The 24763-nt window shown below is 69.9% G+C and carries 28 protein-coding genes; 11 read left to right on the top strand and 17 right to left on the bottom strand.

Annotation, left to right across the window (positions count from 1 at the left end):
• Window positions 1-22: 22 nt before the first annotated feature.
• A complete protein-coding gene (locus ACN6M5_RS14260; RefSeq protein WP_179150697.1) occupies window positions 23-751 on the bottom strand; it encodes an amino acid ABC transporter ATP-binding protein in 729 nt (242 codons plus the stop codon).
• A 204-nt stretch (window positions 752-955) separates the two neighbouring features.
• Here ACN6M5_RS14260 and ACN6M5_RS14265 point away from each other — a divergent pair, with 204 nt between their 5' ends.
• Window positions 956-2155, top strand: coding sequence for an ROK family transcriptional regulator (locus tag ACN6M5_RS14265; protein ID WP_085367560.1), 1200 nt, complete (start codon window positions 956-958; stop codon window positions 2153-2155).
• A complete protein-coding gene (locus ACN6M5_RS14270; RefSeq protein WP_434950779.1) occupies window positions 2152-3093 on the top strand; it encodes a Gfo/Idh/MocA family protein in 942 nt (313 codons plus the stop codon). The genes ACN6M5_RS14265 and ACN6M5_RS14270 overlap by 4 nt, the downstream gene beginning before the upstream one ends.
• Window positions 3094-3121: 28 nt before the next feature.
• On the opposite strand, the gene ACN6M5_RS14275 is transcribed toward ACN6M5_RS14270, so the two are convergent.
• The 6 genes from ACN6M5_RS14275 to ACN6M5_RS14300 form a co-directional block, all read right to left on the bottom strand.
• Complete coding sequence (locus ACN6M5_RS14275) at window positions 3122-4231, bottom strand: hypothetical protein (protein WP_434950781.1); 1110 nt, start codon at window positions 4229-4231, stop codon at window positions 3122-3124.
• On the bottom strand, window positions 4192-4797 hold the full coding sequence (locus ACN6M5_RS14280) for an ATP-binding cassette domain-containing protein (RefSeq protein WP_434950783.1): 606 nt from the start codon (window positions 4795-4797) through the stop codon (window positions 4192-4194). The genes ACN6M5_RS14275 and ACN6M5_RS14280 overlap by 40 nt, the downstream gene beginning before the upstream one ends.
• Entirely contained in the window at window positions 4788-5783 is a 996-nt protein-coding gene (locus ACN6M5_RS14285) for a hypothetical protein (protein WP_434950785.1), read from the bottom strand. Before ACN6M5_RS14285 ends, ACN6M5_RS14280 begins: the two co-directional genes overlap by 10 nt.
• A gap of 44 nt (window positions 5784-5827) precedes the next feature.
• Window positions 5828-6427: a hypothetical protein gene (locus ACN6M5_RS14290; protein ID WP_434950787.1), complete on the bottom strand. Its 600-nt coding sequence runs from the start codon at window positions 6425-6427 to the stop codon at window positions 5828-5830.
• A 67-nt stretch (window positions 6428-6494) separates the two neighbouring features.
• Window positions 6495-6797 carry a hypothetical protein gene (locus tag ACN6M5_RS14295; protein WP_434950789.1) on the bottom strand — a complete coding sequence of 101 codons (303 nt, stop codon included), beginning with the start codon at window positions 6795-6797 and terminating at the stop codon, window positions 6495-6497.
• 202 nt (window positions 6798-6999) lie between these two features.
• Complete coding sequence (locus tag ACN6M5_RS14300) at window positions 7000-7497, bottom strand: pyridoxamine 5'-phosphate oxidase family protein (RefSeq protein ID WP_085367565.1); 498 nt, start codon at window positions 7495-7497, stop codon at window positions 7000-7002.
• 98 nt (window positions 7498-7595) lie between these two features.
• Between ACN6M5_RS14300 and ACN6M5_RS14305 the strand changes: the two genes are divergently transcribed.
• The gene (locus ACN6M5_RS14305) at window positions 7596-7964 is read left to right on the top strand and encodes an META domain-containing protein (protein ID WP_434950791.1); all 369 of its coding nucleotides are present in this window, start codon (window positions 7596-7598) and stop codon (window positions 7962-7964) included.
• Here the strand turns inward: ACN6M5_RS14305 and ACN6M5_RS14310 are convergent.
• The 9 genes from ACN6M5_RS14310 to ACN6M5_RS14350 form a co-directional block, all read right to left on the bottom strand.
• A complete protein-coding gene (locus ACN6M5_RS14310) occupies window positions 7961-8293 on the bottom strand; it encodes a ParB family protein (RefSeq protein ID WP_434950793.1) in 333 nt (110 codons plus the stop codon). The two genes, ACN6M5_RS14305 and ACN6M5_RS14310, sit on opposite strands and share 4 nt — an antisense overlap.
• 65 nt (window positions 8294-8358) lie before the next feature.
• Window positions 8359-9423, bottom strand: a complete 1065-nt coding sequence (locus tag ACN6M5_RS14315) for an NAD(P)/FAD-dependent oxidoreductase (RefSeq protein WP_434950795.1) — start codon at window positions 9421-9423, stop codon at window positions 8359-8361.
• The gene (locus ACN6M5_RS14320; protein ID WP_168688323.1) at window positions 9420-9944 is read right to left on the bottom strand and encodes an isoprenylcysteine carboxyl methyltransferase family protein; all 525 of its coding nucleotides are present in this window, start codon (window positions 9942-9944) and stop codon (window positions 9420-9422) included. Before ACN6M5_RS14320 ends, ACN6M5_RS14315 begins: the two co-directional genes overlap by 4 nt.
• Window positions 9941-11047, bottom strand: a complete 1107-nt coding sequence (locus ACN6M5_RS14325) for a type III polyketide synthase (protein WP_434950797.1) — start codon at window positions 11045-11047, stop codon at window positions 9941-9943. The genes ACN6M5_RS14320 and ACN6M5_RS14325 overlap by 4 nt, the downstream gene beginning before the upstream one ends.
• 67 nt (window positions 11048-11114) lie before the next feature.
• Window positions 11115-11924 (bottom strand): ABC transporter ATP-binding protein, encoded by an 810-nt coding sequence (locus ACN6M5_RS14330; protein WP_434950799.1) that lies wholly within the window; start codon window positions 11922-11924, stop codon window positions 11115-11117.
• Between the two features lie 26 nt (window positions 11925-11950).
• Window positions 11951-13756, bottom strand: a complete 1806-nt coding sequence (locus ACN6M5_RS14335; protein WP_434950801.1) for an SLC13 family permease — start codon at window positions 13754-13756, stop codon at window positions 11951-11953.
• Between the two features lie 94 nt (window positions 13757-13850).
• Entirely contained in the window at window positions 13851-14255 is a 405-nt protein-coding gene (locus tag ACN6M5_RS14340; protein ID WP_085367571.1) for a RidA family protein, read from the bottom strand.
• Complete coding sequence (locus ACN6M5_RS14345; protein WP_434950804.1) at window positions 14248-15051, bottom strand: IclR family transcriptional regulator; 804 nt, start codon at window positions 15049-15051, stop codon at window positions 14248-14250. The genes ACN6M5_RS14340 and ACN6M5_RS14345 overlap by 8 nt, the downstream gene beginning before the upstream one ends.
• The gene (locus tag ACN6M5_RS14350; RefSeq protein ID WP_434950806.1) at window positions 15048-16076 is read right to left on the bottom strand and encodes a sugar kinase; all 1029 of its coding nucleotides are present in this window, start codon (window positions 16074-16076) and stop codon (window positions 15048-15050) included. Before ACN6M5_RS14350 ends, ACN6M5_RS14345 begins: the two co-directional genes overlap by 4 nt.
• A gap of 121 nt (window positions 16077-16197) precedes the next feature.
• Between ACN6M5_RS14350 and ACN6M5_RS14355 the strand changes: the two genes are divergently transcribed.
• The 8 genes from ACN6M5_RS14355 (at window position 16198) to ACN6M5_RS14390 (ending at window position 23547) form a co-directional block, all read left to right on the top strand.
• Complete coding sequence (locus tag ACN6M5_RS14355; protein ID WP_434950808.1) at window positions 16198-17457, top strand: alanine racemase; 1260 nt, start codon at window positions 16198-16200, stop codon at window positions 17455-17457.
• A 47-nt stretch (window positions 17458-17504) separates the two neighbouring features.
• A complete protein-coding gene (locus ACN6M5_RS14360; RefSeq protein ID WP_434950810.1) occupies window positions 17505-18152 on the top strand; it encodes a bifunctional 4-hydroxy-2-oxoglutarate aldolase/2-dehydro-3-deoxy-phosphogluconate aldolase in 648 nt (215 codons plus the stop codon).
• Window positions 18149-19792 (top strand): N-acyl-D-amino-acid deacylase family protein, encoded by a 1644-nt coding sequence (locus tag ACN6M5_RS14365; protein ID WP_434950812.1) that lies wholly within the window; start codon window positions 18149-18151, stop codon window positions 19790-19792. Before ACN6M5_RS14360 ends, ACN6M5_RS14365 begins: the two co-directional genes overlap by 4 nt.
• Before the next feature lie 65 nt (window positions 19793-19857).
• Window positions 19858-20136, top strand: a complete 279-nt coding sequence (locus ACN6M5_RS14370; RefSeq protein WP_434950814.1) for a hypothetical protein — start codon at window positions 19858-19860, stop codon at window positions 20134-20136.
• A 9-nt stretch (window positions 20137-20145) separates the two neighbouring features.
• Entirely contained in the window at window positions 20146-20766 is a 621-nt protein-coding gene (locus ACN6M5_RS14375) for a hypothetical protein (protein ID WP_434950816.1), read from the top strand.
• A gap of 2 nt (window positions 20767-20768) precedes the next feature.
• Window positions 20769-21887: a peptidoglycan-binding domain-containing protein gene (locus ACN6M5_RS14380; protein ID WP_434950818.1), complete on the top strand. Its 1119-nt coding sequence runs from the start codon at window positions 20769-20771 to the stop codon at window positions 21885-21887.
• Window positions 21878-22477, top strand: coding sequence for an ATP-binding cassette domain-containing protein (locus ACN6M5_RS14385; RefSeq protein ID WP_434950820.1), 600 nt, complete (start codon window positions 21878-21880; stop codon window positions 22475-22477). Before ACN6M5_RS14380 ends, ACN6M5_RS14385 begins: the two co-directional genes overlap by 10 nt.
• The gene (locus ACN6M5_RS14390) at window positions 22477-23547 is read left to right on the top strand and encodes a hypothetical protein (protein WP_434950822.1); all 1071 of its coding nucleotides are present in this window, start codon (window positions 22477-22479) and stop codon (window positions 23545-23547) included. The genes ACN6M5_RS14385 and ACN6M5_RS14390 overlap by 1 nt, the downstream gene beginning before the upstream one ends.
• A gap of 46 nt (window positions 23548-23593) precedes the next feature.
• Here the strand turns inward: ACN6M5_RS14390 and ACN6M5_RS14395 are convergent, their stop codons facing one another.
• Window positions 23594-24754 (bottom strand): mannitol-1-phosphate 5-dehydrogenase, encoded by a 1161-nt coding sequence (locus ACN6M5_RS14395; RefSeq protein ID WP_434950824.1) that lies wholly within the window; start codon window positions 24752-24754, stop codon window positions 23594-23596.
• Between the last annotated feature and the right edge of the window lie 9 nt (window positions 24755-24763).

The following is a 24763-nucleotide window of genomic DNA, read 5'->3' on the forward strand; positions in this document are numbered from 1 at the left end:
GCAGGGCGAAGCCTTCCGTTCGCTAGTGCGAGAGGACGGAAGCGAGGAACGACTTGGCGCGCTCGGAGCGCGGCGAGTCGAAGAATTCGGCGGGTGCGGCTTGCTCGACGATCTGCCCGCGGTCCATGAAGACGACGCGGTCGGCTGCGCGGCGGGCGAAGCCCATCTCGTGGGTGACGACGATCATCGTCATGCCCTCCTTGGCGAGCGAGGTCATCACATCCAGGACCTCGCCGACCATCTCGGGATCGAGGGCGCTGGTCGGCTCGTCGAAGAGCATGACCTTGGGGTGCATGGCGAGCGCCCGGGCGATGGCGGCGCGCTGCTGCTGGCCGCCGGAGAGCTGGGCGGGGTGGCTGTGCGCCTTGTCTGCGATGCCGACGCGGTCGAGGAGGACCATCGCCTCCTTCTCCGCCTCCGCCTTCTTCGTGCCGCGCACCTTGATCGGGGCGAGGGTCACGTTGTCCAGGATGGTGCGGTGGGCGAACAGGTTGAACGACTGGAAGACCATGCCGACGTCGGCGCGGAGGCGGGCGAGCCCCGCACCCTCGACGGGGAGCAGTTCGCCGTCGACGCGGATCTCGCCGGAGTCGATGGTCTCGAGGCGGTTGATCGAGCGGCACAGGGTGGACTTGCCGGAGCCGGAGGGACCGACGACCACGACGACTTCGCGCTTCTGCACGTCGAGGTCGATGTTCTGCAGCACGTGCAGCTCGCCGAAGTGCTTGTCGACGGCACGCAGGCTCACCATGAGCTGCTGTTCGGGTGCTGCTGTCATGCGGGTTCCTCGCGTCGTCATTGATGGGGCCTGGTCGAGTGGCCTGGCGGTCGGGTTGCGGAAAGCGTACTAAGTAATCCTGCTTTTACGCAATATTGGAATTACTTAATCCAAATTCGGAGAAAGTCGGTACAGTATCCTCAACTCACACGTCTTCAGAGGAGAACGATCGGCGCCATGAGCAGAATCACTGACGCGACGAGCACGATCGACGCACAGCCCGGCCACGGCTCGAACGCGGGCGTCATCCTCGACCTGATCCGCTCCGGCCACTCCCGCTCCCGGGCCGAGATCGCGCGCAGCACGGGACTGTCCCCGTCCACGGTCGCCCAGCGCATTGACGCCCTGATCGCCTCCGGATACATCCGGGAGGCGGGGGAGGGCGTCTCGCAGGGCGGCCGCCGCCCTCGCACCCTCGAAGTCGACCCGAGCAGCGGCGTCGTCTGCTCGGTCGACCTCGGTTCACACCACGCCACCTTCGGCCTGATCGACCTCTCCGGCCGCCTCATCGCGGTGCGCAACGAGAACATGGACATCGGCCAGGGGCCCCAGCGCATCCTCACCTGGATCATGGCCGTGGCTGACGAACTCGTCGCAGAGCACGCCGAACCCGGCCAGCGCCTCCGCGGCTACGGCATCGGCCTCCCCGGGCCCGTCGACTCGACCACCGGCCGCATGGTCTCCCCGTCCAGGATGCCCGGCTGGAACGGCGTCGACGTCGCCGCAGCCATGACCGAGCTGAGCGGCCTCCCCTCCGCCACGGACAACGACGCCAACCTGATGGCCCTCGGCGAGCACGACAGCCTCGGCGACGACGTGCAGCACCTCGTCTTCGTCAAGGCCGGATCCAGCATCGGCTGCGGCGTGATCGCGCTCGGCGGCCTGTACCACGGCTACCACGGCATGGCCGGCGACATCAGCCACGTCAGCGTGCCCGGCGCTCCGCCCGTGCTGTGCTCCTGCGGCCGCACCGGCTGCCTGGATGCGGTGGCCGGTGGCGCCGCGATCGTCCAGGCCCTGCGCGACGCGGGGGTGGAGGTCGCCGACACGAGCGAGGTGCTGGCGCTGGCGCGGGACGCGCATCCACTGGCCACCCAGATGCTGCGCGAGGCCGGCAGCCGGGTCGGCGGGGTGCTCGCCACGATCATGAACTTCTTCAACCCGCAGCGGCTGGTGCTCGGCGGGATCCTGGGCGAGGCGGAGGCGTTCGTCGCCGGCGTGCGCTCGACCATCTACTTCGAGTGCCTGCCGATGGTCACGGACGACCTCGACATCGCGGTGTCGGTGGCGAAGGACAGGGCGGGCATCCGGGGCGCAGGACGCCTGGTGCTCGACAAGCTGTTCGACGCCGCCGAGATCAACCGCGTGGTGCGGTGACCGGCGCGGTGGTGACCGGCGCGGTGGCGACCGGCGCGGTGGCGCACGGCGTCGCGATCGTCGGCGCCGGGCGGATGGCCGAGGCGCACGCCCGCGCCTGGTCCGTGCTCGGCATCCCGGTGCTCTCCGTGGTGTCGCCCCGCCGCCGCCCGTCGCTCGCCGCAGCTCCGGATGCACGCTGGGCGACCACGCTCGACGACGCACTGGCCGATCCCGCCGTCACGATCGTGTCGGTCTGCACCCCGACGCCGACGCACGCCGACCTCGCCATCCGCGCGCTCGCAGCCGGTCGCAACGTGCTGCTCGAGAAGCCGATCGCGCTGACCCTGGACGACGCGCTGGCCGTGCAGGAGGCCGCGTCCCGCGCATCCGGTGTGCTGATGGTCGCCCACGTCGTGCGGTTCTTCCCCGCATACGCCGCGCTGGCCGGGCGGGTCGCCGCCGGAGGGGTCGGCACCGTGCGCGCCCTGCGGGCGACGCGGATGACGTCGTCGCCGCACCGGCCGGAGTGGATGGCCGACGAGGAGCGGTCCGGCGGCCTGGTGGTCGACCTCGCCATCCACGACTTCGACCAGGCCAACCTCCACCTCGGCACCCCGCTGGCCGTGACGGCCGTGCGTTCGCCCGGCGGCTACGGCGCCCCCGTCTCCACCACGATCGAGTACGCCGGCGGCGGCCTCGCCACCGTCCTCACCGTCGGCGACCTGCCGGAGGGCTTCGCGTTCAGCACCAGCCTCGATGTCGTCGGCACAGACGGGGTGGATGCGCTGCTCCCCGCCGACGGCGAACCGTTCGTCGCGCAGGCGGCGTACTTCCTCGACTGCGTGCGCGCGGGAGTCGCCCCGGACCGCAGCCCCACGAGCGCAGCGGTGGACGCGCTCCGGGTCGCGCTGGCCGCGCGGGAGTCGCTGCGCGCATCCACCAGGGTCGTGCTCTAGAGTTCGACCGTCTTGTTCTCGCCGATGTCTACCGGTTCGTGAAATAGCGGTAGAACTGGCGCTCCCGCACAAACGCGACGCCGATCACGGTTCCTGCCAAGCCGCCGATCAGTCCCGCGATGGGAATGCGGACAAGGTTTGCGAACACTGCAGGGACATCCGCCGTGTTCAGGTCCGACACGCACCACACAAGGGCCTGAGTTGTGAGGACGACTGCAACAAGCCCACACAGAAGATACTCGATCACGAGCATCAGCGTCTGCGCGGTGGCGCCCATGCCGAGGTGCCTGGCAGAGGTCAGCGAGAGCCTTCGCAGTCTGATCGCACCGACTCCGAGAAGGAGCGCACCGATTGCGGCAGCGATATCGGAGAACCGCGACGGCCGCTCCTGGTAGTCGTCGCCCCCGTCGAAGCGAACCCCGCCCGTCGAATTCAGCTGGGAGAGCGTCGGAGGTTCGCTGTCGGTCGTCGGCGTCAAGGCGACGAGCGACAATAGCGAGGCGATCGACCCGTCTTGTGGCCAGACTGACACCCAGCATTCGTCGTATCCGCCGGAAGGCACGGATGGAAAGAGCACTGAGTACTGATACCCACTCCGGCGTCCATCGTCCGGATGGGTGAACGTGCCGGCCACCGGGATGTCGCCTTTCGTCGACGGCAACGTGTCTCCGACATAGAGCGCCAGTTCGTCGGACACCTGCGACGACACGTACACACCCATTCGCCCCGCGGTCGGTTCCGCATTCAGAACGCGAAGGAACCCCGTCGTCACCTCGAACGTGGGGATGCCTGACGATGGCAACGCTCGCGCGACGACCTTGGAGTTCCTGGCCCGTGTGGCACCTGCGGCCTGAACGTTGCTGAGGGAGGAGAGATTGTCGCATCGCCGGCCATCAATGCCGTTCTTCGAGTTGAGAACGAGCGTCGAGCCCCCTGAGGCGACGAATGCGGTGGCCCTCTCGAGCGCGTTCCGGGCGATGAGGCCGTCGAAGCATGCGAGGGACACGCAGAGCGCGCTCAACATCAAGGCCAGCAGGAAGGTTCGCGCGGTCCCGGTGGCGACATTGCGCAGAGCCTCGCCGACGATGTCACCGAGCCTCATCGCGTTGACCGCATCAGTTCGATCGAGTCCGTGCACGCTCGGACCGTGCGCTCGTCGTGGGTTGCGACGACAACGATTGCGCCCCTGCTCACGAGCCTGCCCAATGCGCCGATCACGGTCTCCGCTGTCTGTGAGTCGAGTTGAGCGGTCGGCTCATCGACGAGGAGCAGGTCCGGCTGTGCGGAGATCGCCCGCGCGAGCATGAGTCTCTGCGCTTGTCCGCCGGAGAGCGTCGAGAAGCGACTCATCGCGTGCTCAGCCAGGCCGAACTCATCGAGCAGCGTCGCAGCGGCGATCCTCGCGTCCCTTCGGGGCATCCCAAGCGACAGGAGCGGAAGGCACACCAGATCCAGCACTGATCGTCGTGGATCGCCGAACGGGTTCTGGAACACCCACTGCACACGACTGACGCCGATCCGGCGGACCCATCCGACCGCCGGGCTCACGTGTCCGGAAACGATGCTGAGCAGCGTGCTCTTGCCGGACCCGGACGGTCCGGTCAGGGCATAGAGGCGATCCGGATGCAAAGACAGAGAAAGGTCGCGGAACAACCACGCTGAACGATTGAAGCGATGTCCGACATGCTCCAGTTCTACGTGCATGTCCACGATGCTTCGGGCTGTACGCGGACCGAGCGGAGTCGCTCTGGCGCCGCTGGAACCACCATCGTCTTTCCCAGCTCAGACCCCACGATGCGGACTTTCACCTGCCTGTCGCCCGAAATCACGCAGCCGGCTGTGCCGGCCGCAAGGATCACGGAGCTCGGGGGGACAACAAGCACGTCAAGCGGCTCAGCGAGCCGATACTCGCCGTGAACCGTGCGCGAGGGCGAGTCGGGACCGCCTGCTGCAGTGTCTCGAACGCGGTTGAGGGCGGGATCTGTCGCAAGCCGCGCCGGATCTGCGAGCGTTCCGTCTTTGTCGAGGTCGAAGACCTGCCCGTCGACCTCGACGACATACCGACGCTCCGCCAGCCCGCCGGGGAGTCGCGTCACCCGCGCTGACTCGACCGCTGGCACGAATTCGGCGATCACATCGCCCGCTTGGAGGTGCGTTCCGACGGTCACCGGGCAGGAAGCGACAGCAACCGCCGAGCCGAGCCAGACAATCGATTCGTGACTCACACCGGACACGCGACCGGGAGCGTTGATGGACGCCAACCTGTTGTTCAGGGCTTTCACGAGCATCGTTGTCACCGGACCGTGTTCATCCAGATCGTCCCCGAGCGCCCGGAGGCCCGCACGCAGCGAATCCACGTCCGCTCCTGCCTCCCCCAGTTCAAGGTCGCGCCACAACGGTAGCGGCATCACCAGGTTGAGCAGCGGCTCGCCCTCGATTGAGAATGCGTTGACGCCCGACTCGAGCGCCGAGCCCGATCGGCAATCGGCTCGGGAAAGCACTCCTGCTCGCGGGATGCGTGCATCGCCGGACGCAGATGTCGTGACTTCGATCTCGACAGGTGCGGAATCCAGAAACTCCTCGGAGGTCACATCGATGTGGTCGTGCGGGCTGGGGCTTGCGAGCGTGGCCGGGCGTTGTTGCGGTGTGAGTGCGACGCCGACTGTCGCGCCGATAGCGATTGCGCCCACCCCCGCGAGGGAGAGGAGGGTTGCGCTGCGTCTCAGCCGACTCATCAGTGAGGAGCTTGTGGATTCAAACCCAACGGATCCACGTTGCACTTCTTGAACGCTTCATCCGTCGGTGAGAATGGGAAGGTGTCCGACTCGAAATCGCTCTGATAGTCGCGGGCACTGTACGTCGATTCGACCAGTTTCTTGGACACGAGGCACGAGGCGATGAGCTCGTAAATATCGCGATTGTCCGGGTTGCTCCTCACCTGGTAGAAGAGCTGGCTGATGGGACCGGTTGTTTCCGACTCGCATTTCGTCACCGACTCGGTCATCTCTGTACTCGAGTCGGCGTTGTTCTTCGGGGCGACGCGGAAGCCACCGTCGGAGTCCCACGTGACGGTCGCGCCCAAGCCGTCCATGCAGGAAGCGAATCGGTCTTGCACTTCCTGGTTTTCGCGTTCCGAGATCTTTTCATCGCTGAGGATGGCGCGCTGGAGCTGGTTACTCGAGTTCGACCAAGCGTCCGCAAAGGCCGCCGACCACGGCCCAGTGAACGTGGGCGCCCCGTCAACACTCGGGGCAGGATGAGCAGGCTCGGTCGAACAGCCGTTCAGGCACAGGAGGCCGATACTCGCCACGACCAATGCGCGCGCCTTTCGCATGGGATTATCCTCATCTTCCGTCGTTGTGCCGAGACGCTTCACGCCCCGGCACAACGAAATACAGGTGCTAGATTCCGTAGCCGGTCAGGCCGCCGTCGCCGTTCACCTGGAAGCTCGTCTTATTGGCACCGATGTAGCAGCGCGAAGCCGTGGACGTGGCGCCCTTGGAAACCCAGGCGTGGTAGTAGTAACCGTCGTTCTTGACGTAGTTGACGTGGCGAATCGTTTTGGAGCAACTGACGTTCTTCGCTGACCATGTCGCCAGGCTGATCTTGCCGCAGGGCGGCGAGTAGTCTGCCGCTGAAGCGGGGGCAGCGGCCGCGACACTGCCCGCGCCCAATCCCACGGCCATCGTTACCGCGGCAACCATGCGAGCGCGTGTAAGCCTCTGGTGTTTCATCGTTCTTCCGATCGTTCCTCTTGTGTGTGGAGCAGATCAATCGAGCGGAACAAGCGGTGCGCCCGATCGTCTTCGCTCGTCGATCTCGAACGACCGTAGCATTAAGAATCGAAAGATGTAATTTCAGATGTTTATAAGCAAAATGGGCCAGTGGGACGGCCAGGGTCGAACTCTAGAGCTCGACCGTCTTGTTCTCGCCGATGTCCGGGCGGGTGCGGGTGACGGTCGCCTTGGCGATCTTGAACACCTTCACGATGCCCGGCTCGTGCGACGCCCAGAACTCGGCGGACTCGGCACTCACGTGCAGCAGCGCGACCGACGGGTCGTCTTTGCCGTCGGGGAACCAGGCGTCCATCGCCGGGGTCCACAGCTCGTCGACCTTGTCCCTGTCGTGCACGAGCTCTGCCGTGCCGGCCAGCGACAGGTAGCCCTTGCCGGTGTCGTACGACACGTTCACCTGGGGATGCGCGTGGATGTCGGCCACCTTCGGGCTCGGATCCTGCGTGAAGAACCACAGGTCGCCGTCGAATTCTGCCTTCTGGGTGGCGAGTGGGCGGGAGTGCAATGCCCCGGATGCGGTCTGCGTGGTCAGCAGCGCCACCCGCGACGCCGAGATGAGTTCGGCGATGGTGGCGAGGTCGTCTTCGTGCGTGCTCTGGTCGTCTGTCATTGCCGTCACGCTACCCCCGCAGCGGCGCGACGCAATCGGTACGGAAACGAGAGTGCGCAAGCATTCCGCTGGAAGCTCACCACCACTAGGTTTTAGCCATGAAGACCGTCAGGTTCGTCCGCCCCGCCATCGCCGTCGCCGCCGCACTGGTGCTGGCCGCCCTCGCAGGATGCTCGTCGTCCGGCTCATCGTTCACCGGCTCGTGGGGAGAGGACACGGCGGGCAAGCCGTCCCTGACGATCGAGTCAGACGGCACGTTCCACGGGAACGACGGGTGCAACGACATGAGCGGCAAGGGCACCATCTCGGGCGACACGTTCACGTTCGGGCCGTTCGCCTCCACGCTGAAGGCCTGCGAGGGCGTCACGCCGTGGCTGAACCTCGCGCACACCGCGAAGGTGGACGGAGACACGCTCACCGTCTACAAGAACGGCGGAGACAAGCTGGGAACGCTCGACAAGCGTTAGAACCCGATCGGGCGGCCGGGAGTGAGCGGTTCGTCGCTTCCGGCGAACTCCGTGCCGTCGTTGTACGCGGCTTCGCGGCGCTCGATCTCGGCCACCAGCGCCTTGTTGAGCATCTCGGACCAGCTGCTGTCCTTCTCCTCGAACGAGGTGGCCCGGTAGGCCGACCTCGCGCGGTTGCGCAGACCTTCGGTGAGGTAGAACGTGATCGTGGTGCGGCGCGACAGCCCGGTCACCCCGGCGACCGTGGTGGGCTGGAGCCGGAACTCGGAGATGATGTCGGGCACCCTGTCGTTCGTCGCGTCCCCCTCGGGCTGGACTGCATCGACCATCGTGCACCTCGCAAAATACCGCATCTGACTAGCGACCGTGTCACATACTATACGGAGCGCCGTCGTCAGCGCGAAAGCCGCTCCACGATCGACCCGAAGAGGCGGGGGCGCGTCGCTGCAGTCGGCACGATGCGCCCGCGGAGCGGGGAGCGGGCGGCGGTGACGAGCGCGGAGGTGAGCATCCGGAAGTCCCTGGTGGTCGTGCGCCAGGCCCTCTCGTACTGCGACGGGTCTGCCGCGAGCACGGCGCCGACGGCGGCGCGCGCCTGGGCGAAGCCGACGCGCATCCCCTCGCCGGTGAGCGCATCCACGTACCCGGAGGCGTCTCCCACCAGCATCAGGCGGCCGGAGGTGCGTCTCGTGGTGCGCTGCAGGAGCGGGCCTGCCCCGCGGACCGAGCTGACCGCATCCACCCCCGCCAGCCGGTCGGCCAGCTGCGGGATGCTCGCGAGGGCCGCATCCTGGTCGAGCGGCCGGGGGCCGAGCACTGCGACGCCCACGAGGTTGTCGTCGACCGGCGTCACGTACACCTCGACGTCGTCGGCCCAGTGCACCTCGACCAGGTCGGTCCACGGCGGGATCGCGTAGTGGCGGCGCACGCCGAAGCGGCGGCGCGCATCCGGTTGCTGCCTGCCCTCCAGGCCGGCCAGGCGGCGAAGCGGGGAATGCAGCCCGTCCGCGGCGATCAGCCACGGGGCCGTGCGGGTGCCGCCGGCCGGGTGCGCCGCATCGCTCGCGATGGTCACGGTGGCGGCGTCCGTGCCGTTGTCCACCCCGACGACGCGGGCCCGTTCGACGGTCGCGCCCAGCTCGACGGCGCGGGTGGCGAGCGCCTGCTGCAGCACGGTCCTGCGCACGCCGCGGCCCTTCCGCTGGGCGAACGCGTGCTCGACCCTGCGCGACCCGTCCAGGTATGCGATCCCGGACAGCGGATGGCCGGCGGGGTCGACCCCCATCAGGTGCAGCGCGGCCAGCGCTCCCGGCATCAGACCCTCGCCGCACGCCTTGTCGATCGGGTCGTCCCTCGCCTCGATCACCAGCACCTCGATGCCTGCCAGCCGCGCCTCGATCGCACACGCCAGCCCGACAGGGCCCGCCCCGACGACGATCAGGCCGGGTCGGTCACTCATGCCCGCGCCGGCTCCACAGAGGCCAGTGCCTTGTTCTCGCACGGGATGCGCACGGCCAGCAGCAGCACGGCGTTCAGCACGGTGAAGGCGATGGCCGTGATCCACGCCGTGTGCACGAGGGGGAGCGCGAAGCCCTCGACCACCACGGCGACGTAGTTGGGGTGTTTCAGCCAGCGGTACGGCCCACGCGTCACCAGTGGAAGGTCGCGCACGATGATGACCCGCGTGTTCCAGCGCGGCCCGAGCGCGGCGATGCACCACCAACGCAGCGCCTGGCTGGCGAGCACGAGCACCAGCATCGGCCAGCCCAGCCACGGGATGAACGGACGGTCGCCGAACCACACCTCGGCCAGGCAGGCCAGCAGCAGCCCGGTGTGCAGCGCCACCATCGGCGGGAAGTGCCCTCGGCCGAACTCGACCCCTCCGCGCGCGAACGACCAGGCGGCATTGCGAGAGGAGACGATCAACTCGGCGATGCGCTCGCCGCCGGTGGCGAGCACCAGGATCGTGTAGAGGATCACGCCGCCGCGCCGATCGCCGGGGCGGCAGGCACGGCGTCGTCCGACCAGCGCAGCAGCACCAGCTCGGCGGTGACGCCGGGGCCGAGCGCGAAGAGCAGGCCGTTCGTGCCCGGCGCGTGGTGCGCATCCATCAGCTCGGCCAGCACGTGCAGGACCGCGGCGGACGACAGGTTGCCGACGCGCGCCAGCGACCGCCAGCTGGCGTCGAGCGCGCCGTCCGGCAGGTCGAGCGCCCGCGAGAACGCTTCGAGCACCTTCGGGCCGCCCGGATGCGCCGCCCAGGCCCCGACGTCGCCGATGGTCAGGTCGTGCGCGGCCAGCAGGCCCTCGGCATCCGAGGCGAAGTTGCGGTCGATCACCTCGGGAACACCGGCGCTGAGGACGATGCGGAACCCGGTGCCTCCGATGTCCCAGCCGATCACGTCCGCGGTGTCCGGGTAGATGCGGCTGCGGGTGTCGACGACCTCCGGGCCGGGCAGTCCCAGCTGCTTCGCGCGCTGGTCGCCCACCATGATCACGGCGGCGGCCCCGTCGCCGAACAGGCCGCTGGCGACGATGTTCGCCATCGAGTCGTCGCTGGCCTGCACCGTGAGCGAGCAGAGCTCGACGGACAGCAGCACGGCCACCTCGTTCGGATGGCCGACCAGATAGTCGTTGACCCGCGCGATCCCGGCCGCGCCGGCCACACACCCGAGCCCGAAGCTCGGCAGCCGTTTGACGTCGCTGCGGAGCCCGAGTCTCTGCACGAGCTGCGCGTCGATCGACGGTGCCGCGATGCCGGTGACCGAGGTGAAGAGCAGGAAGTCGACGTCCGTCGGCTGCAGCCCGGCCGCGGCGAGGGCCCCGGTGAGCGCGCGCTCGGCGAGCGTCGTGCCCTCGGCGATGAAGAAGTCGTTCGACTCCTGGAACGATGCGATCGAACTGTACCGTTCGAGCGGCATCACGAGGTTCCGCGTCTCCACCCCACTGGATGCGTGGATGCGGCGCATGACCGCTTGGCGCCCTGGATCGGCGGTGATCATCGCGAGCAGAGCCGCGGTGATCTCGCCCTGGCTGTAACTCCGGTCGGGCACGACCGGAGCCACCGACACGATGCGGCTCACAAGCGCAACGTACCACCGCGTGGAGGCCGCGAGACCGGGTTGCGGACTATTCCCATTTTGGCTGCGGTCAGCCGGTGATCACGGCCCGTCGCGCCGCGGTGCGCACCGCCCACCGGCCGTCGGTCCTGGTGAGCGAGAGCGGGTAGTCGAGGGTCTCCGAGATGAGCTCGCTGGTGAGCACGTCGCCGGCGGCGCCCTGCGCGACGATGCGGCCGTCGCGCAGCAGCATCGCGTGGGTCGTGGTCGCCGGAAGCTCCTCGAGGTGGTGCGTGACGAGCACGCTCGCCAGGTCGGGATGCTCGGCGCGCAGCCCGTCGATTCTGTCGAGCAGGTGCTCCCTCGCCGCGATGTCGAGTCCGGTGCTCGGTTCGTCGAGCAGCAGCAGGTGCGGGTCGGGCAGGAGGGCGCGGGCGATCAGGGCGCGACCGCGCTCTCCCTGCGACAGCACCGGCCAGACGGCGTCGGCGAGGTCGCGCATCCCGAGCAGCTGGATGAGGTCGTCCGCTCTGCGCTCCTGCTCGGTGGTCGGCTCCCAGCGCATCATGCGTTCGGTGGTGCCCGTCGCTCCGGTGAGCACGACGTCGCGCACGGTGAGCGGCGAGCGCACCTCGTGGCGCGGGTTGACGTGCCCGATCAGGCCGCGCAGCTCGCGCAGGTCGACGCGTCCGAGGCGCCGGCCGAGCACCTCCACGGTGCCGCGGGTGGGGTGCACGACCGCGCCGAGCATGCTCAGGATGGTGCTCTTGCCCGCGCCGTTCGAACCGATCAGCGCCCAGTGCTCTCCGGCGTGCACGCGCATCCCGATGTCGTCGAGGATCGTCCTGCCCCCGCGCACGAAGCCGACACCCTCCACCTGCAACACGACTCGCTCTTCCACGCCTCCATCGTGGCAGCAATCGCGGGCTAGAACGGCCAGATGAGCGGGACGAGGAAGACGGCGGCGGCGAGGAAGAGGGCGACGAGGGCGAGGCCGTAGCGCCAGTAGTCGCCGAAGCGCAGGCCGGCCGGTCCCATGATCATGAAGTTGGCCGGGGTCGCGACCGGGGTGAGGAACGCGGCGGCGCAGACCACGGCGACGGCCATCAGGAAGGGGAGGGGGGAGACGCCGAGCTCGCCGGCGACGGAGACGGCGATCGGAGCGATGATGAGCGCCGTGGCCGTGTTGCTGATCAGCTGGCCGAAGATGAGCGCCACCACGCACAGCGACGCCAGCACCAGAAGGGGGCCGTACCTCCCGACCGCGGAGACCAGCCCGTTGGCGATCAGCTCGGCCGCGCCCGTCTTGGTGATGGCCGTGGACATCGGGATCATGCCGCCCACCAGGAGCAGGGTGGTCCACGAGATGGAGCGGTGCGCGCGCTCGACGGTGACGACGCGGGTGAGCACCATCGCGGCGGCGGCGAGGAGGCCGACGACGGCGGGCGGCATGACGCCCGTGGCGAGCGCCGCCACCATCAGCACGAGCACGGCCAGCGCGATCCAGGCGCGGGCGCCGAGCGGGGCGGCCTGCCTGCGCAGCTGGTCCGGTTCGTCGACGACGAGCACTCCCGGGTCGGCGAGGTTGATGTCGAGCTTGTCCCAGCGGCCCTGAACCAGGAGGGTGTCGCCCGATTCGAGCACGATGGTCTGCGCGTCGATCGGCTCGCCGGAGCGCTGAACGGCCAGGATGACGAGGTCGCCGCTCTCGGTGACCATCCCCGGGAACACGGTCTCGCCCACCATGCTCGACCGCGGGGCGACCACCACTTCCGCCACGCCGTACGTGGAGTCGATGAGCGCATCCGTGCGCCCGACCGCGCCGTTGACACCCAGCCCGGTCAGCTTGTTGTCGTGCTTCAGGATGCGGATGCTCGCGGTGTCTCCGCGGAGCAGCAGGCGGTCGCCGGAGCGCACGACGTCCCCGGCCGGGCGGCGGTCCGTGCCCTGCACGGCGATCAGCTGCACGGCCGACTGGTCGCCGAGGCTGAGTTTCGCCGTCGGGCGGCCGATGAGGGGTGAGCCGCCGCGCACGCGCACCCTGGCGAACGGCTGCGGGGAGGCGTACTCCCCGAGCAGCGTCCTGGCGTGGTCGCTCAGGTCGCGTGGCATGGTTGCCGGGCGGCGCTCCGGGATGAGCCAGCGGCCGAACAGCACGGTGATGAGCACCGTGCCGACCACCAGGACGGCGCCGATGGCGGTGAAATCGAAGAAGCCGAACGCTCCGTGGCCGGTGGTCGCGGCCAGTTCGGAGATGATGACGTTGACCGGGCTGCCGGTGAGGGTCAGCAGCGAACCGGCGTGGGCGCCGAACGCGAGCGGCAGCAGCAGGCGAGACGGCGCGACGGAGATCCGGGAGGCGACGACCACCACGACGGGCAGCAGCGCGGCGACCGCGCCGTTCACGCTGATCAGGGCGGACAGCACGGCTACCACGAGCATCACGAGCACGGTCAGCACCGCCGTCTTGGTGCCGCCGCGGGCGACGAGCTGCTGCCCGGCCCATCCGGTGAGTCCGGAGGCGTCGAGGCCTTCGGCGACCACGAACAGCGCGGCGATCAGCACGACGGCTGGATCGGCGAATCCGGCGAACGCCTCGTGCAGGTCGAGGATGCCCGTGGCCAGGAGCGCGAGTGCCGCGCCGACCGCCACGAGCCCCTTCGGAACCTTGCCGCTCACGAACGCGACCACGGTGACACCGAGGATCACCATCGTCACCGCGATGTCGTTCACACCCCGACCATACTGCCCGCCCCCGCCCCCGCAAATGCATGCATTTCAGCCGGGCGGGCACGAGCCGGAGGCGGGCGGGTCAGATCATGTCAGCTCAGGCGAGGACGGCGAGCGCGTCGATCTCGACGAGCATCTCGGCGCGGGGGAGCCCGGTGAAGACGGTGGTGCGGGCCGGGAGGACGCCGGAGGCGACGCGCGGGGCGATGAACGCGCCGAATGCGTCGTTCATCGCGGCGAAGTCGTCGCGGGTGGTGAGGTAGACGCGCAGCATCATCACGTCGTCGAAGGTCGCGCCGCCCGCCGCCAGGATCGCCTCGACGTTCTGCAGCGTGCGGGTGGTCTGCGCTGCCACGTCGCCGGGGAAAAGGTATTCGTTCGTCGCAGGGTCGACGGGACCCTGGCCGGAGACCTGCACGAACGGGCCGCGCTTCACCCCCTGCGAGAAGGTGTGCGCCGGGGCGGGGGCGTCGGTGGTGGAGATCGCGGTGCGGTCAGTCATCGGTGTCCTTTCGAGACGGTCGGGATGGGGTGGTCGGAGGAAGGAAAGGGGAATTGCCGGTGAAGCCGAGCTCCGCCGAGATGCGGGCGGTCGCGTCGTGCAGCGCAGGAAGCAGGCCGAGGACGCCCTCGTACGGCAGCACCACGTTCGGCACGGAGACGGACACGGCGGCCGCGATGCGCCCGTCCGCGCCGAACACCGGGGCGCCGACGCAGTTCATGAACGTCTCGTGCTCCTCGTGGTCCTGTGCCCAGCCGCGTTCTGCGCTGCGGCGCACCTCCTCGATCAGCTCGGCGGGCGACCCGATGGTGTTGCCGGTGAAGCGCTCGAAGTCGACAGTGGATGCGACGCGCGCCAGCTCGGCATCGTCCAGCCCGCCGAGCAGCACCTTGGCCACCGCCGTGGCGTGCAGCGCGGCCGGCAGCCCCACCCGCGAGTACATCCGCAGCGGCTGCCGGGATTCGACCTTGTCGATGTAGGTCACCGTCCCGCCGTCGTATGCGGCGAGGTGCACGGTCTGGCCGGTGGCGGCGCCGAGCGCGCGCAGCACCGGGGAGGCCACGCCCCGCACATCCCGGGTGTCGAGCGCGGTCTGCGCCAGCGTGAACACCGTCGAGCCGACGTGGTATCGGTACTCGGAGTCGCGGGTGACGTACCCGTGCTCTTCGAGCGTCCTGAGCAGCCGGAGCACCGTGGTCTTGTGCACGCCGACAGCCTCGGCGAGGGCGTCGAGCGTCCGGGTGCCGTTCGAGACGAGGTCGAGCAGGTCGAGCGCGCGGGAGAGGGACTGGCTCACGACGCCGTCCGCCAGGGGATGTCGCCGGGATGCACGTGCCACGCCGACCAGGTGGCGTCCGGCGCGTCCGCGAGCAGGTCGCGCTCGCGCGCATCCGGGACCGTCAGCGGGCGGTCGCCGTGCCCGATCAGCGTCAGCGCCGCGAGGGCGTGGCCGAGCCGCAGGCACGCCGCGGCCGTCCTGCCCTCGGAGAGCCCGGCGAGGTAGCCGGCGGCGAAGGCGTCGCCGGCCCCGACCGGCTCGACCACCTCGACCGTGAGGCAGGCGACGTGGGTCTCCTCCCCCTCCCGCAGGTAGCTGGATGCGCGGCGAGAGTCGTCTTTGAGCACCACCCGTTCGAGCAGTGGATGCGCGTCGAACAGCCGCTGCGGGTCGCTGTGCCCGAAGTATGCCTCCGCCTCGTCCGCGCCGACGAACAGCGTCCCGGCCTGACCGACGAGCGCGTCGAGCGGCGCCGTGTCCCTGCCGTGCCAGAGCCGCGGCCGGTGGTTGAGGTCGACGCTGATGGTGGTGGTCGGTCCCGTCGCCTCGCGGAGGGTCGCGACCGCCTGTGCCGCGCTGTCCGAGATGGCGGCGGTGATGCCGCTGGTGTGCACGATGGCGGCGTCGCGCAGGATGCTCGCCGCCGGGTCCGCTGCGAGGGTGCCTGGCCCGATGGCGGACGCGGCGGACCCGCTGCGGTAGTAGTGCATCCTGGTGCCTGCGCCGTGCGGGCCGCTGGTGGTCTCTTTGACGTAGATGCCGGTCGGGCGGCTGTCGTCCGTCTCGACCGCGGACAGGTCGAGGCCGGCGTCCGTCGCGGCGGCGCGGATGCGTTCGCCGAAGCCGTCGTCGCCGAGGCGCGAGATCCACGCGGTGGGGAGGCCCATCCTGGCGAGCGAGGTGGCGACGTTGAACTCGGCCCCGCCGACGTCGGAGCCGAACGTCTCCGCCTCGGCGAGCGGCCGGTGCACGTCCGGGTAGAGGACGACCATGGCCTCTCCGATGGTCACCAGTCTGCCCACGCGCACCTCGTCTCGTGTCATCCCGTGCCGTCTGGGATGGTCGGCGCTGCGCCGGGGTTTCGCCGGGGATGGTCGTCATGCTAGAACAGGGAGAACAGTTTATGCAATCTACGTTGCGCCCTGTGCAACGCAAAGGAGTCGTGTGCTCGCCAGCAAGGCCATGCCGCTCGCATCCACAGCGGACGAGGTCGCCGCTCTCGGCGAGCGCCGCCCGCCGCTGACCGACTTCCCCACGCCGCTCGTCACGGTGAGCGAGGCCGCCGTGCAGCACAACCTCGACACGATGGCCGCCTGGTGCGCGGCGGCCGGAGTGGGCATCGCGCCGCACGGCAAGACGACGATGAACCGCGAACTCTGGCAGCGCCAGCTCGACGCCGGCGCCTGGGGCATCACGGTCGCGACCCCCTGGCAGCTGTCGGTCGCCCTGGAGTGGGACATCCCGCGGGTGATGCTCGCCAACGCCCTGGTGCAACCGGATGCGCTGCGTTTCGTGGCCCCGCACGCCGAACGCGTGCTGGTGTGGGTGGACTCGGTGCGCGCGGTGGAGATCATGGATGCCGTGCTGGCGACGGCGGACGACCGAACCTCGCCGCTCGGCGTGCTGGTCGAGCTCGGCGCTCCGGGAGGGCGCACCGGGGCGCGCAGCGTGGAGGACGCGCTGGCCGTGGCCGAGGCGGTCGCCGCATCCACCGGCCTGCGGCTGGCCGGGGTGGCCGGGTACGAGGGCGCTCTCGCGCACGACGGCACGGACGCCGCGCTCGGGGTCGTGCGTTCCTACCTGCAGCGGATGCTCGCCCTGCACGACGCGATCGAGGCCGCCGGGCTCTACCCGGACGACTCGGACGACGCCCCGACGATCCTCACCGCGGGCGGCAGCGCATACTTCGACGTGGTCGCCGAGGTGCTCGCGCCCCGCCGCGACCTGGCCGGCGAGCGCGGACGGGCGGTCGACGTGCTGCTGCGCTCCGGTGCGTACATCACCCACGACGACGGCTTCTACAGCGGCATCACCCCGCTCCGGCGCGGTCCGGGGGGTGAGTTCCGCTCGGCGATCCACGGCTGGGCGACCGTCGTCTCCCGTCCGGAACCCGGCCTGGTGCTGGTGGATGCGGGCAAGCGCGACTTCCCGTACGACGAGGGACTGCCGGTGCCGCAGGCGCTGAGGCGGTTCGGCGAGCGCGCCGTGACCCCGTTCCCCGACGCCGTCGCCACCGCGATGAACGACCAGCACACGTTCGTGCGCGTGCCGGAGTCTGCGGTGGTCGAGGTGGGCGACGTGATCCGCTTCGGCCTGTCTCACCCGTGCACCACCTTCGACAAGTGGCGGGCGCTGCCTGTGGTGGACGACGTCACGGCGGAGACGTCGCTTGTCATCGGCTTGCTGGAGACAGCGTTCGGCTGACCCCGCCGCACCCCCCCCCGACCACCGACCACCCAGCGCAGGAGCCCATGAGCCACACCGACCCCACCCTCCTCGACACCCTCCGTGCCGACCGCGCCATCACCGTCGTCCGCGCCCCGCGCATCGACGACCCCTCCGCGCTCTGCGCCGCCCTGGCCTCCGGCGGCATCCGCGCGGTCGAGTTCACCTTCACCACCCCCGGCGTCGAGCGGATCGTCGCCGAGGCGGCAGCAGCCGCGTCCGAGCACGGAGCGCTGGTGGGCGCCGGGACCGTCACCGACGAGGTCAAGGCCGAGGCCGCCATCGCCGCCGGAGCCCGCTTCATCGTGACCCCCGGGCTGCACGACGGGGTCGCGGCGATCTGCCGCGAGGCGGGCATCCCGTTCCTGCTGGGGGCGCTGACCCCCACCGAGGTGATGCGTGCCGTGGAGGCCGGAGCCGCCGCGGTGAAGATCTTCCCGGCGACGCTCGTCGGCCCCGGCTACCTGAAAGACCTCGGCGGCCCGTTCCCCGGCGTCGAATTCGTGCCGTCCGGCGGCCTGCGTGCCGACAACGCGGCCGCGTGGGTGCAGGCGGGAGCGCTCGCCGTCACCGCAGGGTCGAGCGTGGTGTCCGCCGCGACTATCGAGGCGGCCGACTGGGACGCGATCACCGAGCGGGCGGCGGAGTTCCGGGCGGCGGCCCTCCGGCCGTGAGCGGGGAAGCGGCGCCGCTCGCATCCACTCGCAGCGGCGCATCCACTCTCCTCCGCGGCGGCCTGGTGCTCGACGGGTCCGGCAGCCCCGGCCGGGTGGCCGACGTGCTGCTGCACGGCGACAGGATCGCGGAGGTCGGCCGGCACCTCGATGCTCCCGGCGCCCGCATCATCGACGCATCCGGGCTGGCCGTCGCGCCCGGCTTCATCGACATGCACGCGCACTCCGACCTCGCCGTGCTCACCGACAGTGCTCACCTCGCCAAGGTCTCGCAGGGCGTCACGACCGAGGTTCTCGGCCAGGACGGCCTCTCCTACGTCCCGGCGACTGACGAGACGATGCCGATCCTGCGCGAGCAGCTGGCTGGCTGGAACGGCGTCCCGGACGGCCTCGACTTCTCCTGGCGCAGTGTCGCGGACTACCTCGCGGCCGTGGATGCACGCGGCACCGCCGCGAACGTCGCGTACCTCATCCCGCAGGGCTCGGTCCGCATGGCCGTCGTCGGCACCGAGAACCGCCGGGCCACCCCCGCCGAGCTGGACGGCATGCGCGCCATCGTCGCCGCCGGGATGCGCGACGGAGCGTTCGGCCTGTCCTCCGGCCTCACTTATGTGCCTGGGATGTTCGCCGACACCGCCGAGCTCGCCGCCCTCTGCGCCGTCGTCGCCGAGCACGGCGGCTTCTACGCGCCGCACCAGCGCTCGTACGGCGCGGGAGCGCTCGACGCCTACGCCGAGATGGTCGCCATCGCCCGCGACACGGGATGCGCGCTCCATCTCACCCACGCGACGATGAACTTCGGCGTGAACCGGGGGAGGGCCGCCGACCTGGTCGACCTGATCGACGGCGCCATCGCCGACGGCGTCGACCTCACCATCGACACCTATCCATACCTCGCGGGCTCCACCACCCTCTCCGCGCTGCTGCCCAGCTGGTCGGCGGTCGGCGGTCCGGAGGCGACCATCGCCCGCCTCGCCGACCCGGCCGTGCGGGCCAGTGTCGCCCACGAACTGGACGTGCTCGGCACCGACGGCTGCCACGGGGTGCCCGTCGACTGGGCCACCATCGAAATCTCCGGGGTGCGCGACCCCGCCCTCTCCGCGGCGGTCGGCCGCACCATCGCCGCCATCGCCGCCGACCAGGGCGTCCCGCCCACCGAGGCGTACTTCGACCTGCTCGTCGCCGACCGGCTGGGCACGAGCATCCTGCAGCACGTCGGGGACGAGCAGAACGTCCGAACGATGATGCGCCACCCCCGGCACACCGGAGGAAGCGACGGCATCCTGGTCGGCGCGCAGCCGCATCCACGGTCGTGGGGCACGTTCCCGCGCTACCTCGGCCACTACGTGCGGGAGGTGGGCGTGCTCACCCTCGAAGACGCGATCGTGCACCTCTCCGCCCGCCCGGCCGCGCGGTTGGGGCTGACCGACCGCGGGCGGATCGCGCCAGGGATGGTCGCCGACCTTGTGCTGTTCGACCCGGCCACCGTGACCGACCGCGCGACCTACGACGATCCGAGGCGGCAGGCGGAGGGCATCCCGTGGGTGTTCGTCGCCGGGCGGCCGGTGATCGCGGACGGGAGGCGCACCGACGAGACGCCGGGGCGAGCGCTGCGAAAGGCCTGGATTACAAACATTTGAGGCTTTACATGTTAATGCTACTTTCCTAGGAAGTGTTACAGCAGACACGACGGAAGGAAACTGCAATGAAGCACGGAATCACTAAAAAGATCGCAGGGATCGCTGTCGCCGCCGGGATCATGGGCGGGGCAGGCCTGGCCTTCGCAGCGCCCGCGCAGGCCGCGACCTATCACGTCGGTCTCTCCACCTGGCAGGCATACAACTACCCCGACTCCGCTGGAAAGATCCGTCATTTCAATAGCACCACCAGCGGGGTCAAGTACGCGGCATGGGCGGCGAAGGGTGGCACGTCGAAGCAGAACGTGTGCTGGGCCGGCATGACCGGGTACGGGTTCCAGATCTAGGTGCCCGGCGTGCGCAAGCTGAGCGTGCGGGCTACGGTCGTCTGGTTGGGGGCCTGCACAGCTCTCTTCCTACTCGGCGGCTGCGCTACGGCCTCGGAGAGTGTGCCGAAAGCATCGGGTGCGTCCTCCGAGGAGGTGCCGACATTCACTGGCCCCTGGGCTGCCGAGTTCGCCGAGAACTACCGACAGACCGACGACGAGACGGCACGGACCATCCTCGCCAAGGAATCAATCACCGACGCCGACTACTCCGAGATCAGTGACACGTTCGTGGCCTGTATGGCCGCCAAGAACTTCACCGTGACGATCGACGACGAATATGGCGCGTTCACCGTCACGAACAGCTTCGACGGGGAGGACCCCGTACTGAAGGCTGCGTACACGGCCTGCACGTCTGGCTTCAATGCTGTCAGCGGTCTGCGAGCGCAAATGCTTCGAAACCCTGAACGATTGGACGAGAACACGATCGTCGCAGCGTGTCTGGTCAAGAAGGGCCTGGTTGATCCGGGGTACACCGCGAAGGACTATGCGCGCGACCTGGAGGATTGGAGCTTTCCGTTCGGCCACGACTCGATGAAGGCCGGTGAGTGCTTCAGCGACCCTCTTGAACTCAACAACCGGGCGGGCTGACGGTGGCGTTCCGCCGCCGCTCGCCGGGCACCGCCCGCCGCCGCATCCCCGGCCGTGTCTCGCTGCTGGTGGCGGTGGGTGCCGCCACCCTCAGCGTCGGCCTGTCGATCGGGGTCGCCATCGCTCCGGCGAGCACCCCGGCCGACATCGCGCGCGCCACGGGCACCGGCACCGTGCCCGTCTCCTCGCAGCAGTTCCCAGACGGGCGGCAGCTGAGCCTCGCGGTCGCCCCTGGTGCTCAGCGCACTCTCGCGTTCCCGCGGGAGGGGCGTGTGACCGCGATGACCTGCGTGGCCGGCGGTGAGCTGGCGTCCGGGAGCTCTGCCGTGTCCGTCAACGACGAAGCGCTCATACTGCTCGCTACCGGGCAGCCGTTGTGGCGCGACCTTTCGGTCGGAGACAAGGGTCCGGATGTGTCTGCCCTGCAGGCCGAGCTGGCTCGGCTCGGTCACGACATCGTCGTGGACGGCACCCTCGGCCGCGGGTCGCTCTCTGCCGTGCGCGTGCTGGCCAAGGGGCTCGGTCATCAGTCGGCGGAGTGGCAGACCGTGCCGGCCGACCTGTTCGTGTGGTTGCCTGCTCCGGCGGTCACCGCCGTGTCCTGTGACGCGCAGGTGGGCGACCAGGTCACCGTCGGCGATCCTCTGGCCACGCTGACGCGTGCTGTCGCGTCCGCGTCTGTGCAGGGCATCCCGGCCGAAGCGGTTCCCGGGGAGCGCGTCATCGCCGTCGATGACGCGACCATCCCGGTGGATGCGAACGGTGCCGTCGTCGCGGAGGAGTCGCTGCGCATCCTGGCCGACACCCCGTCCTATCGCTCCGCGCTCGGCGGCGGGCAGGGGCAGGCACACGGGCAGGGACAGCAGGACGCCGGAGGTCAGGACGGCGCCGTGACGGTGTCCGTGGAGTTCCGGCTGGCCGAGCCGGTCGCGACGCTCGTGGTCCCTCCCGCGGCCCTGTACGCGATCGAGCGGGATGACGCGTGCATCCTGAGCGGTGGCACGCCGCACGCGGTGCGGCTGATCGGCTCGCAGCTCGGCAAGACGTTCGTCCAGCTCGCCGCCCCGGCGACAGTGACGCGCGTCGACCTCGGCGTGCGGGGTGCACCGGCGTGCAGGTAGCGGCCACCGGGCTCACGCACCGCTTCGGCGACGCCGCGCCCCTGTTCGCCGACGTGAGCTTCAGCCTCCTGCCGAACAACGTCTACGCCCTCACCGGACCGTCCGGCTCCGGCAAGAGCACGCTGCTCAGCATCCTCGCCGGATGGACTGAGCCGACAGGCGGGACCGTGGATCGCGACGGCATCCAATCCACCGCCTGGGTGTTCCAGAATCCGCACGGCGTTCCCGGGAGAACGGCCGAGGATCACCTCGCCCTTCCGCTCCTCGCCCGCGGGATGCTTCACGCTGAGGCCCGCGCCGAAGCCCGGAGGAGGCTCGCGCGAGTCGGGCTGACGGCGGTGGCCTCCGCGCCGTTCCACCAGCTCTCCGGAGGCGAGGCGCAACGGCTCATGCTGGCACGCGGGATGGCGGCGGTGCCTGACCTCCTGCTGGTCGACGAACCGACGGCGCAGCTCGACGCGACATCGTCCGACGCGGTCAACCAGGCGCTGTCGACGCTCGCGGAGGACGGGACCATCGTCGTCGTCGCGACCCACGACGCCCGCACCCGGGATGCGTGCACGGCCGCCATCGACCTGGCAGCTCACTGATGCGCCCGCTCGCGATCCTCACCGAGGCGCTGCTCAACCTCCGCTCCGGCACGACCAAGGGCGGGATCTTCGGGGCCGTGCTCTGCGTGATCCTGGTGGCCCTCGCTGCGGTGGAGGTGAGCACGGTCGCCGCGCTGCAGGATGAGGGGCGCCGCTATCGCGCATCCGGCGCCGCGACCATCGTCTACGTTGCCGACGGGCGCATCGACGGCGCGGTCTGCGAGAGCCTGGCCGACGTCGACGGGGTGCGCGCCGCCGGCGCGATCCGGGCAGCGGACAAGGTGACCGTCGACCGGCTGCCTGGATCGCGCATCCCGGCGTTCGCGGTGAGTCCGGGATTCGGCGGGTTCGAGTCGCTGGGCAGCGCGCGGCCGGGAGCAGGCGTGCTGGTGTCCGCCGAGGTCGCGGAGACGCTGGGGTCCCGGGTCGGCGACCCGCTGACGATGCGGGAGGGCACGACGGTGGTCGGCGGCGTGTACGACTACGCCGCCGACGGCCGGATGCCCGGCCTGGGCTACGCCATCCTGATGCCGACGAGCGACGACCGTGCGTTCGATCAGTGCTGGCTGGAAGTCTGGCCCCAGTCGGCCGCCGTGGAGAGGCTGCTGCCGACGACGGTTCACTCGGATACCGGCACGAGCGATTCACGAGCGCCGCAACTGCAGCAGCTCAACTCGACGCTCGGCGTCCGGTTCGATGGGGCAGAGCGGTTCGACGTCCGGGTCACCCGGTTCGCACCGGCGGCTGCCGCTGTCGTCGCCGCCGCGCTCGCGTTCATGGCCGCGTGGCGGAGACGGCTGGAGTTCGCTGCGGCCAGGCACAGCGGCGTGCGTGGGGGAGACCTGGCCGTGCAGGTCGTCATCGAGACGACGTTCTGGGCAGTTCTCGCCGGGCTCTGGGCATCCGGGGCCACGGCGGTCATCGTCGCGGAAGCGGGCGACCCCGCGGCGCTCACCGAGCTCGCCGCCCGGGTGATCGTCTCCGGGGCCGCCGCGACCCTGGTCGGCGCCGTCGCCGCGGTGCAGCTCGCGCGCGAGAAGCAGCTCTTCGTCTACTTCAAACGGCGCTGACGGCAAACCTCGCCGCCAGCGCCGTCGTCACACACGGTCGCAGGACCTACCGACCAGACTCCTGCACACCGCGCACCGTCGCGACCAGCGGCGCGAACAGACGCTCGTCGTCCGTGATCCCGGTGATCTCGCGCACGATGTCCTCCGCGGTCGCCTCGCGCAGCAGCTGCTGCAGCTCGACGCTCTGGGTGTCCTCCGGCACGTCGAAGCGCAGGGCGGCGCCGACGGCCGTGAGCAGCGCATCCGGGATCCCTCCCGTGTACTGCACGTAGTCGGCGGCCGGGCCGATGAAGCGGTCGTCGCGGCCGAGCTTGCGCAGCGGCTCGCGGCCGACGCGGGTCACCTCGTCGACCAGGTACGGGTTCGTGAACCTGTCCAGGATCTTCGCCCGGTACGCTGCCAGGTCGGCTGCGTCGAGGCCGTGTTTGGCCGCCAGCGCCGCCGACGTCTCCTCCAGTGCCGCCTCGGCCGCGGAGCGCACGGCGGGGATCGCGATGGCCTCGCTGATCGTCGTCGCTCCCGCCAGGAAGCCGGTGTACGCCACGGTCGCGTGCCCGGTGTTCACTGTGAACAGCTTGCGCTCGATGTACGGCGCGAGCGAGTCGACGAAGTGCGCGCCGGGGATGCTCGGCTCCGCCCCCGCGAACGGGCTGCGGTCGACCACCCACTCGTAGAACGCCTCGACCGTCACGTCGATCCCGGCATCGGGCGCCTGGGCGGGCACGATGCGGTCGACGGCGGTGTTGGCGAAGATCGCCTTCGCGGCCAGCGCATCCCGGGTCTCGTCGTCCGGCAGGCCGTCGAACAGCTCGGCGGCGAGCAGGTCGGTCGCGCCGATCGCGTTCTCGCACGCCATCACGGCGAGCCGCGGGGCGTCGTCTGCGCGGGCGGCGAGTCCGGCGGCGATCACCGGCGCGACGAAGCGCAGGATGCGCGGGCCCACCGCCGTGGTGACGATGTCGGCCGACGCGATCTCCGCGACCAGTGCCGCCTCGTCCGTCGCGCTGTTGATCGCACGGAAGCCGTCCACCACGGTGGTCTTCGACTGCTCGCCGACCTCGTGGACGCTGTACGAGTCCGCCGCGGCGAGGGCGTCGATCAGCTCGGCGTTGACATCCGCGAACACCACCTCGTACCCGGCTTCGTGGAGCAGGAGCCCCACGAAGCCGCGGCCGATGTTGCCCGCACCGAAGTGGACGGCTTTCATGCGTTCCTC

The organism is Leifsonia araucanica (genome assembly GCF_051161895.1).
Taxonomy (GTDB): domain Bacteria; phylum Actinomycetota; class Actinomycetes; order Actinomycetales; family Microbacteriaceae; genus Leifsonia.

Bases quoted from the DNA above. Each gene is read 5' to 3' on its own strand.
- ACN6M5_RS14260 (WP_179150697.1), bottom strand. From the start codon at position 751: ATGGTGAGCCTGCGTGCCGTCGACAAGCACTTCGGCGAGCTGCACGTG.
- ACN6M5_RS14265 (WP_085367560.1), top strand. From the start codon at position 956: ATGAGCAGAATCACTGACGCGACGAGCACGATCGACGCACAGCCCGGC.
- ACN6M5_RS14280 (WP_434950783.1), bottom strand. From the start codon at position 4,797: ATGCACGTAGAACTGGAGCATGTCGGACATCGCTTCAATCGTTCAGCG.
- ACN6M5_RS14290 (WP_434950787.1), bottom strand. From the start codon at position 6,427: ATGCGAAAGGCGCGCGCATTGGTCGTGGCGAGTATCGGCCTCCTGTGC.
- ACN6M5_RS14295 (WP_434950789.1), bottom strand. From the start codon at position 6,797: ATGGTTGCCGCGGTAACGATGGCCGTGGGATTGGGCGCGGGCAGTGTC.
- ACN6M5_RS14300 (WP_085367565.1), bottom strand. From the start codon at position 7,497: ATGACAGACGACCAGAGCACGCACGAAGACGACCTCGCCACCATCGCC.
- ACN6M5_RS14305 (WP_434950791.1), top strand. From the start codon at position 7,596: ATGAAGACCGTCAGGTTCGTCCGCCCCGCCATCGCCGTCGCCGCCGCA.
- ACN6M5_RS14310 (WP_434950793.1), bottom strand. From the start codon at position 8,293: ATGGTCGATGCAGTCCAGCCCGAGGGGGACGCGACGAACGACAGGGTG.
- ACN6M5_RS14315 (WP_434950795.1), bottom strand. From the start codon at position 9,423: ATGAGTGACCGACCCGGCCTGATCGTCGTCGGGGCGGGCCCTGTCGGG.
- ACN6M5_RS14340 (WP_085367571.1), bottom strand. From the start codon at position 14,255: ATGACTGACCGCACCGCGATCTCCACCACCGACGCCCCCGCCCCGGCG.
- ACN6M5_RS14350 (WP_434950806.1), bottom strand. From the start codon at position 16,076: ATGACACGAGACGAGGTGCGCGTGGGCAGACTGGTGACCATCGGAGAG.
- ACN6M5_RS14360 (WP_434950810.1), top strand. From the start codon at position 17,505: ATGAGCCACACCGACCCCACCCTCCTCGACACCCTCCGTGCCGACCGC.
- ACN6M5_RS14370 (WP_434950814.1), top strand. From the start codon at position 19,858: ATGAAGCACGGAATCACTAAAAAGATCGCAGGGATCGCTGTCGCCGCC.
- ACN6M5_RS14390 (WP_434950822.1), top strand. From the start codon at position 22,477: ATGCGCCCGCTCGCGATCCTCACCGAGGCGCTGCTCAACCTCCGCTCC.
- ACN6M5_RS14395 (WP_434950824.1), bottom strand. From the start codon at position 24,754: ATGAAAGCCGTCCACTTCGGTGCGGGCAACATCGGCCGCGGCTTCGTG.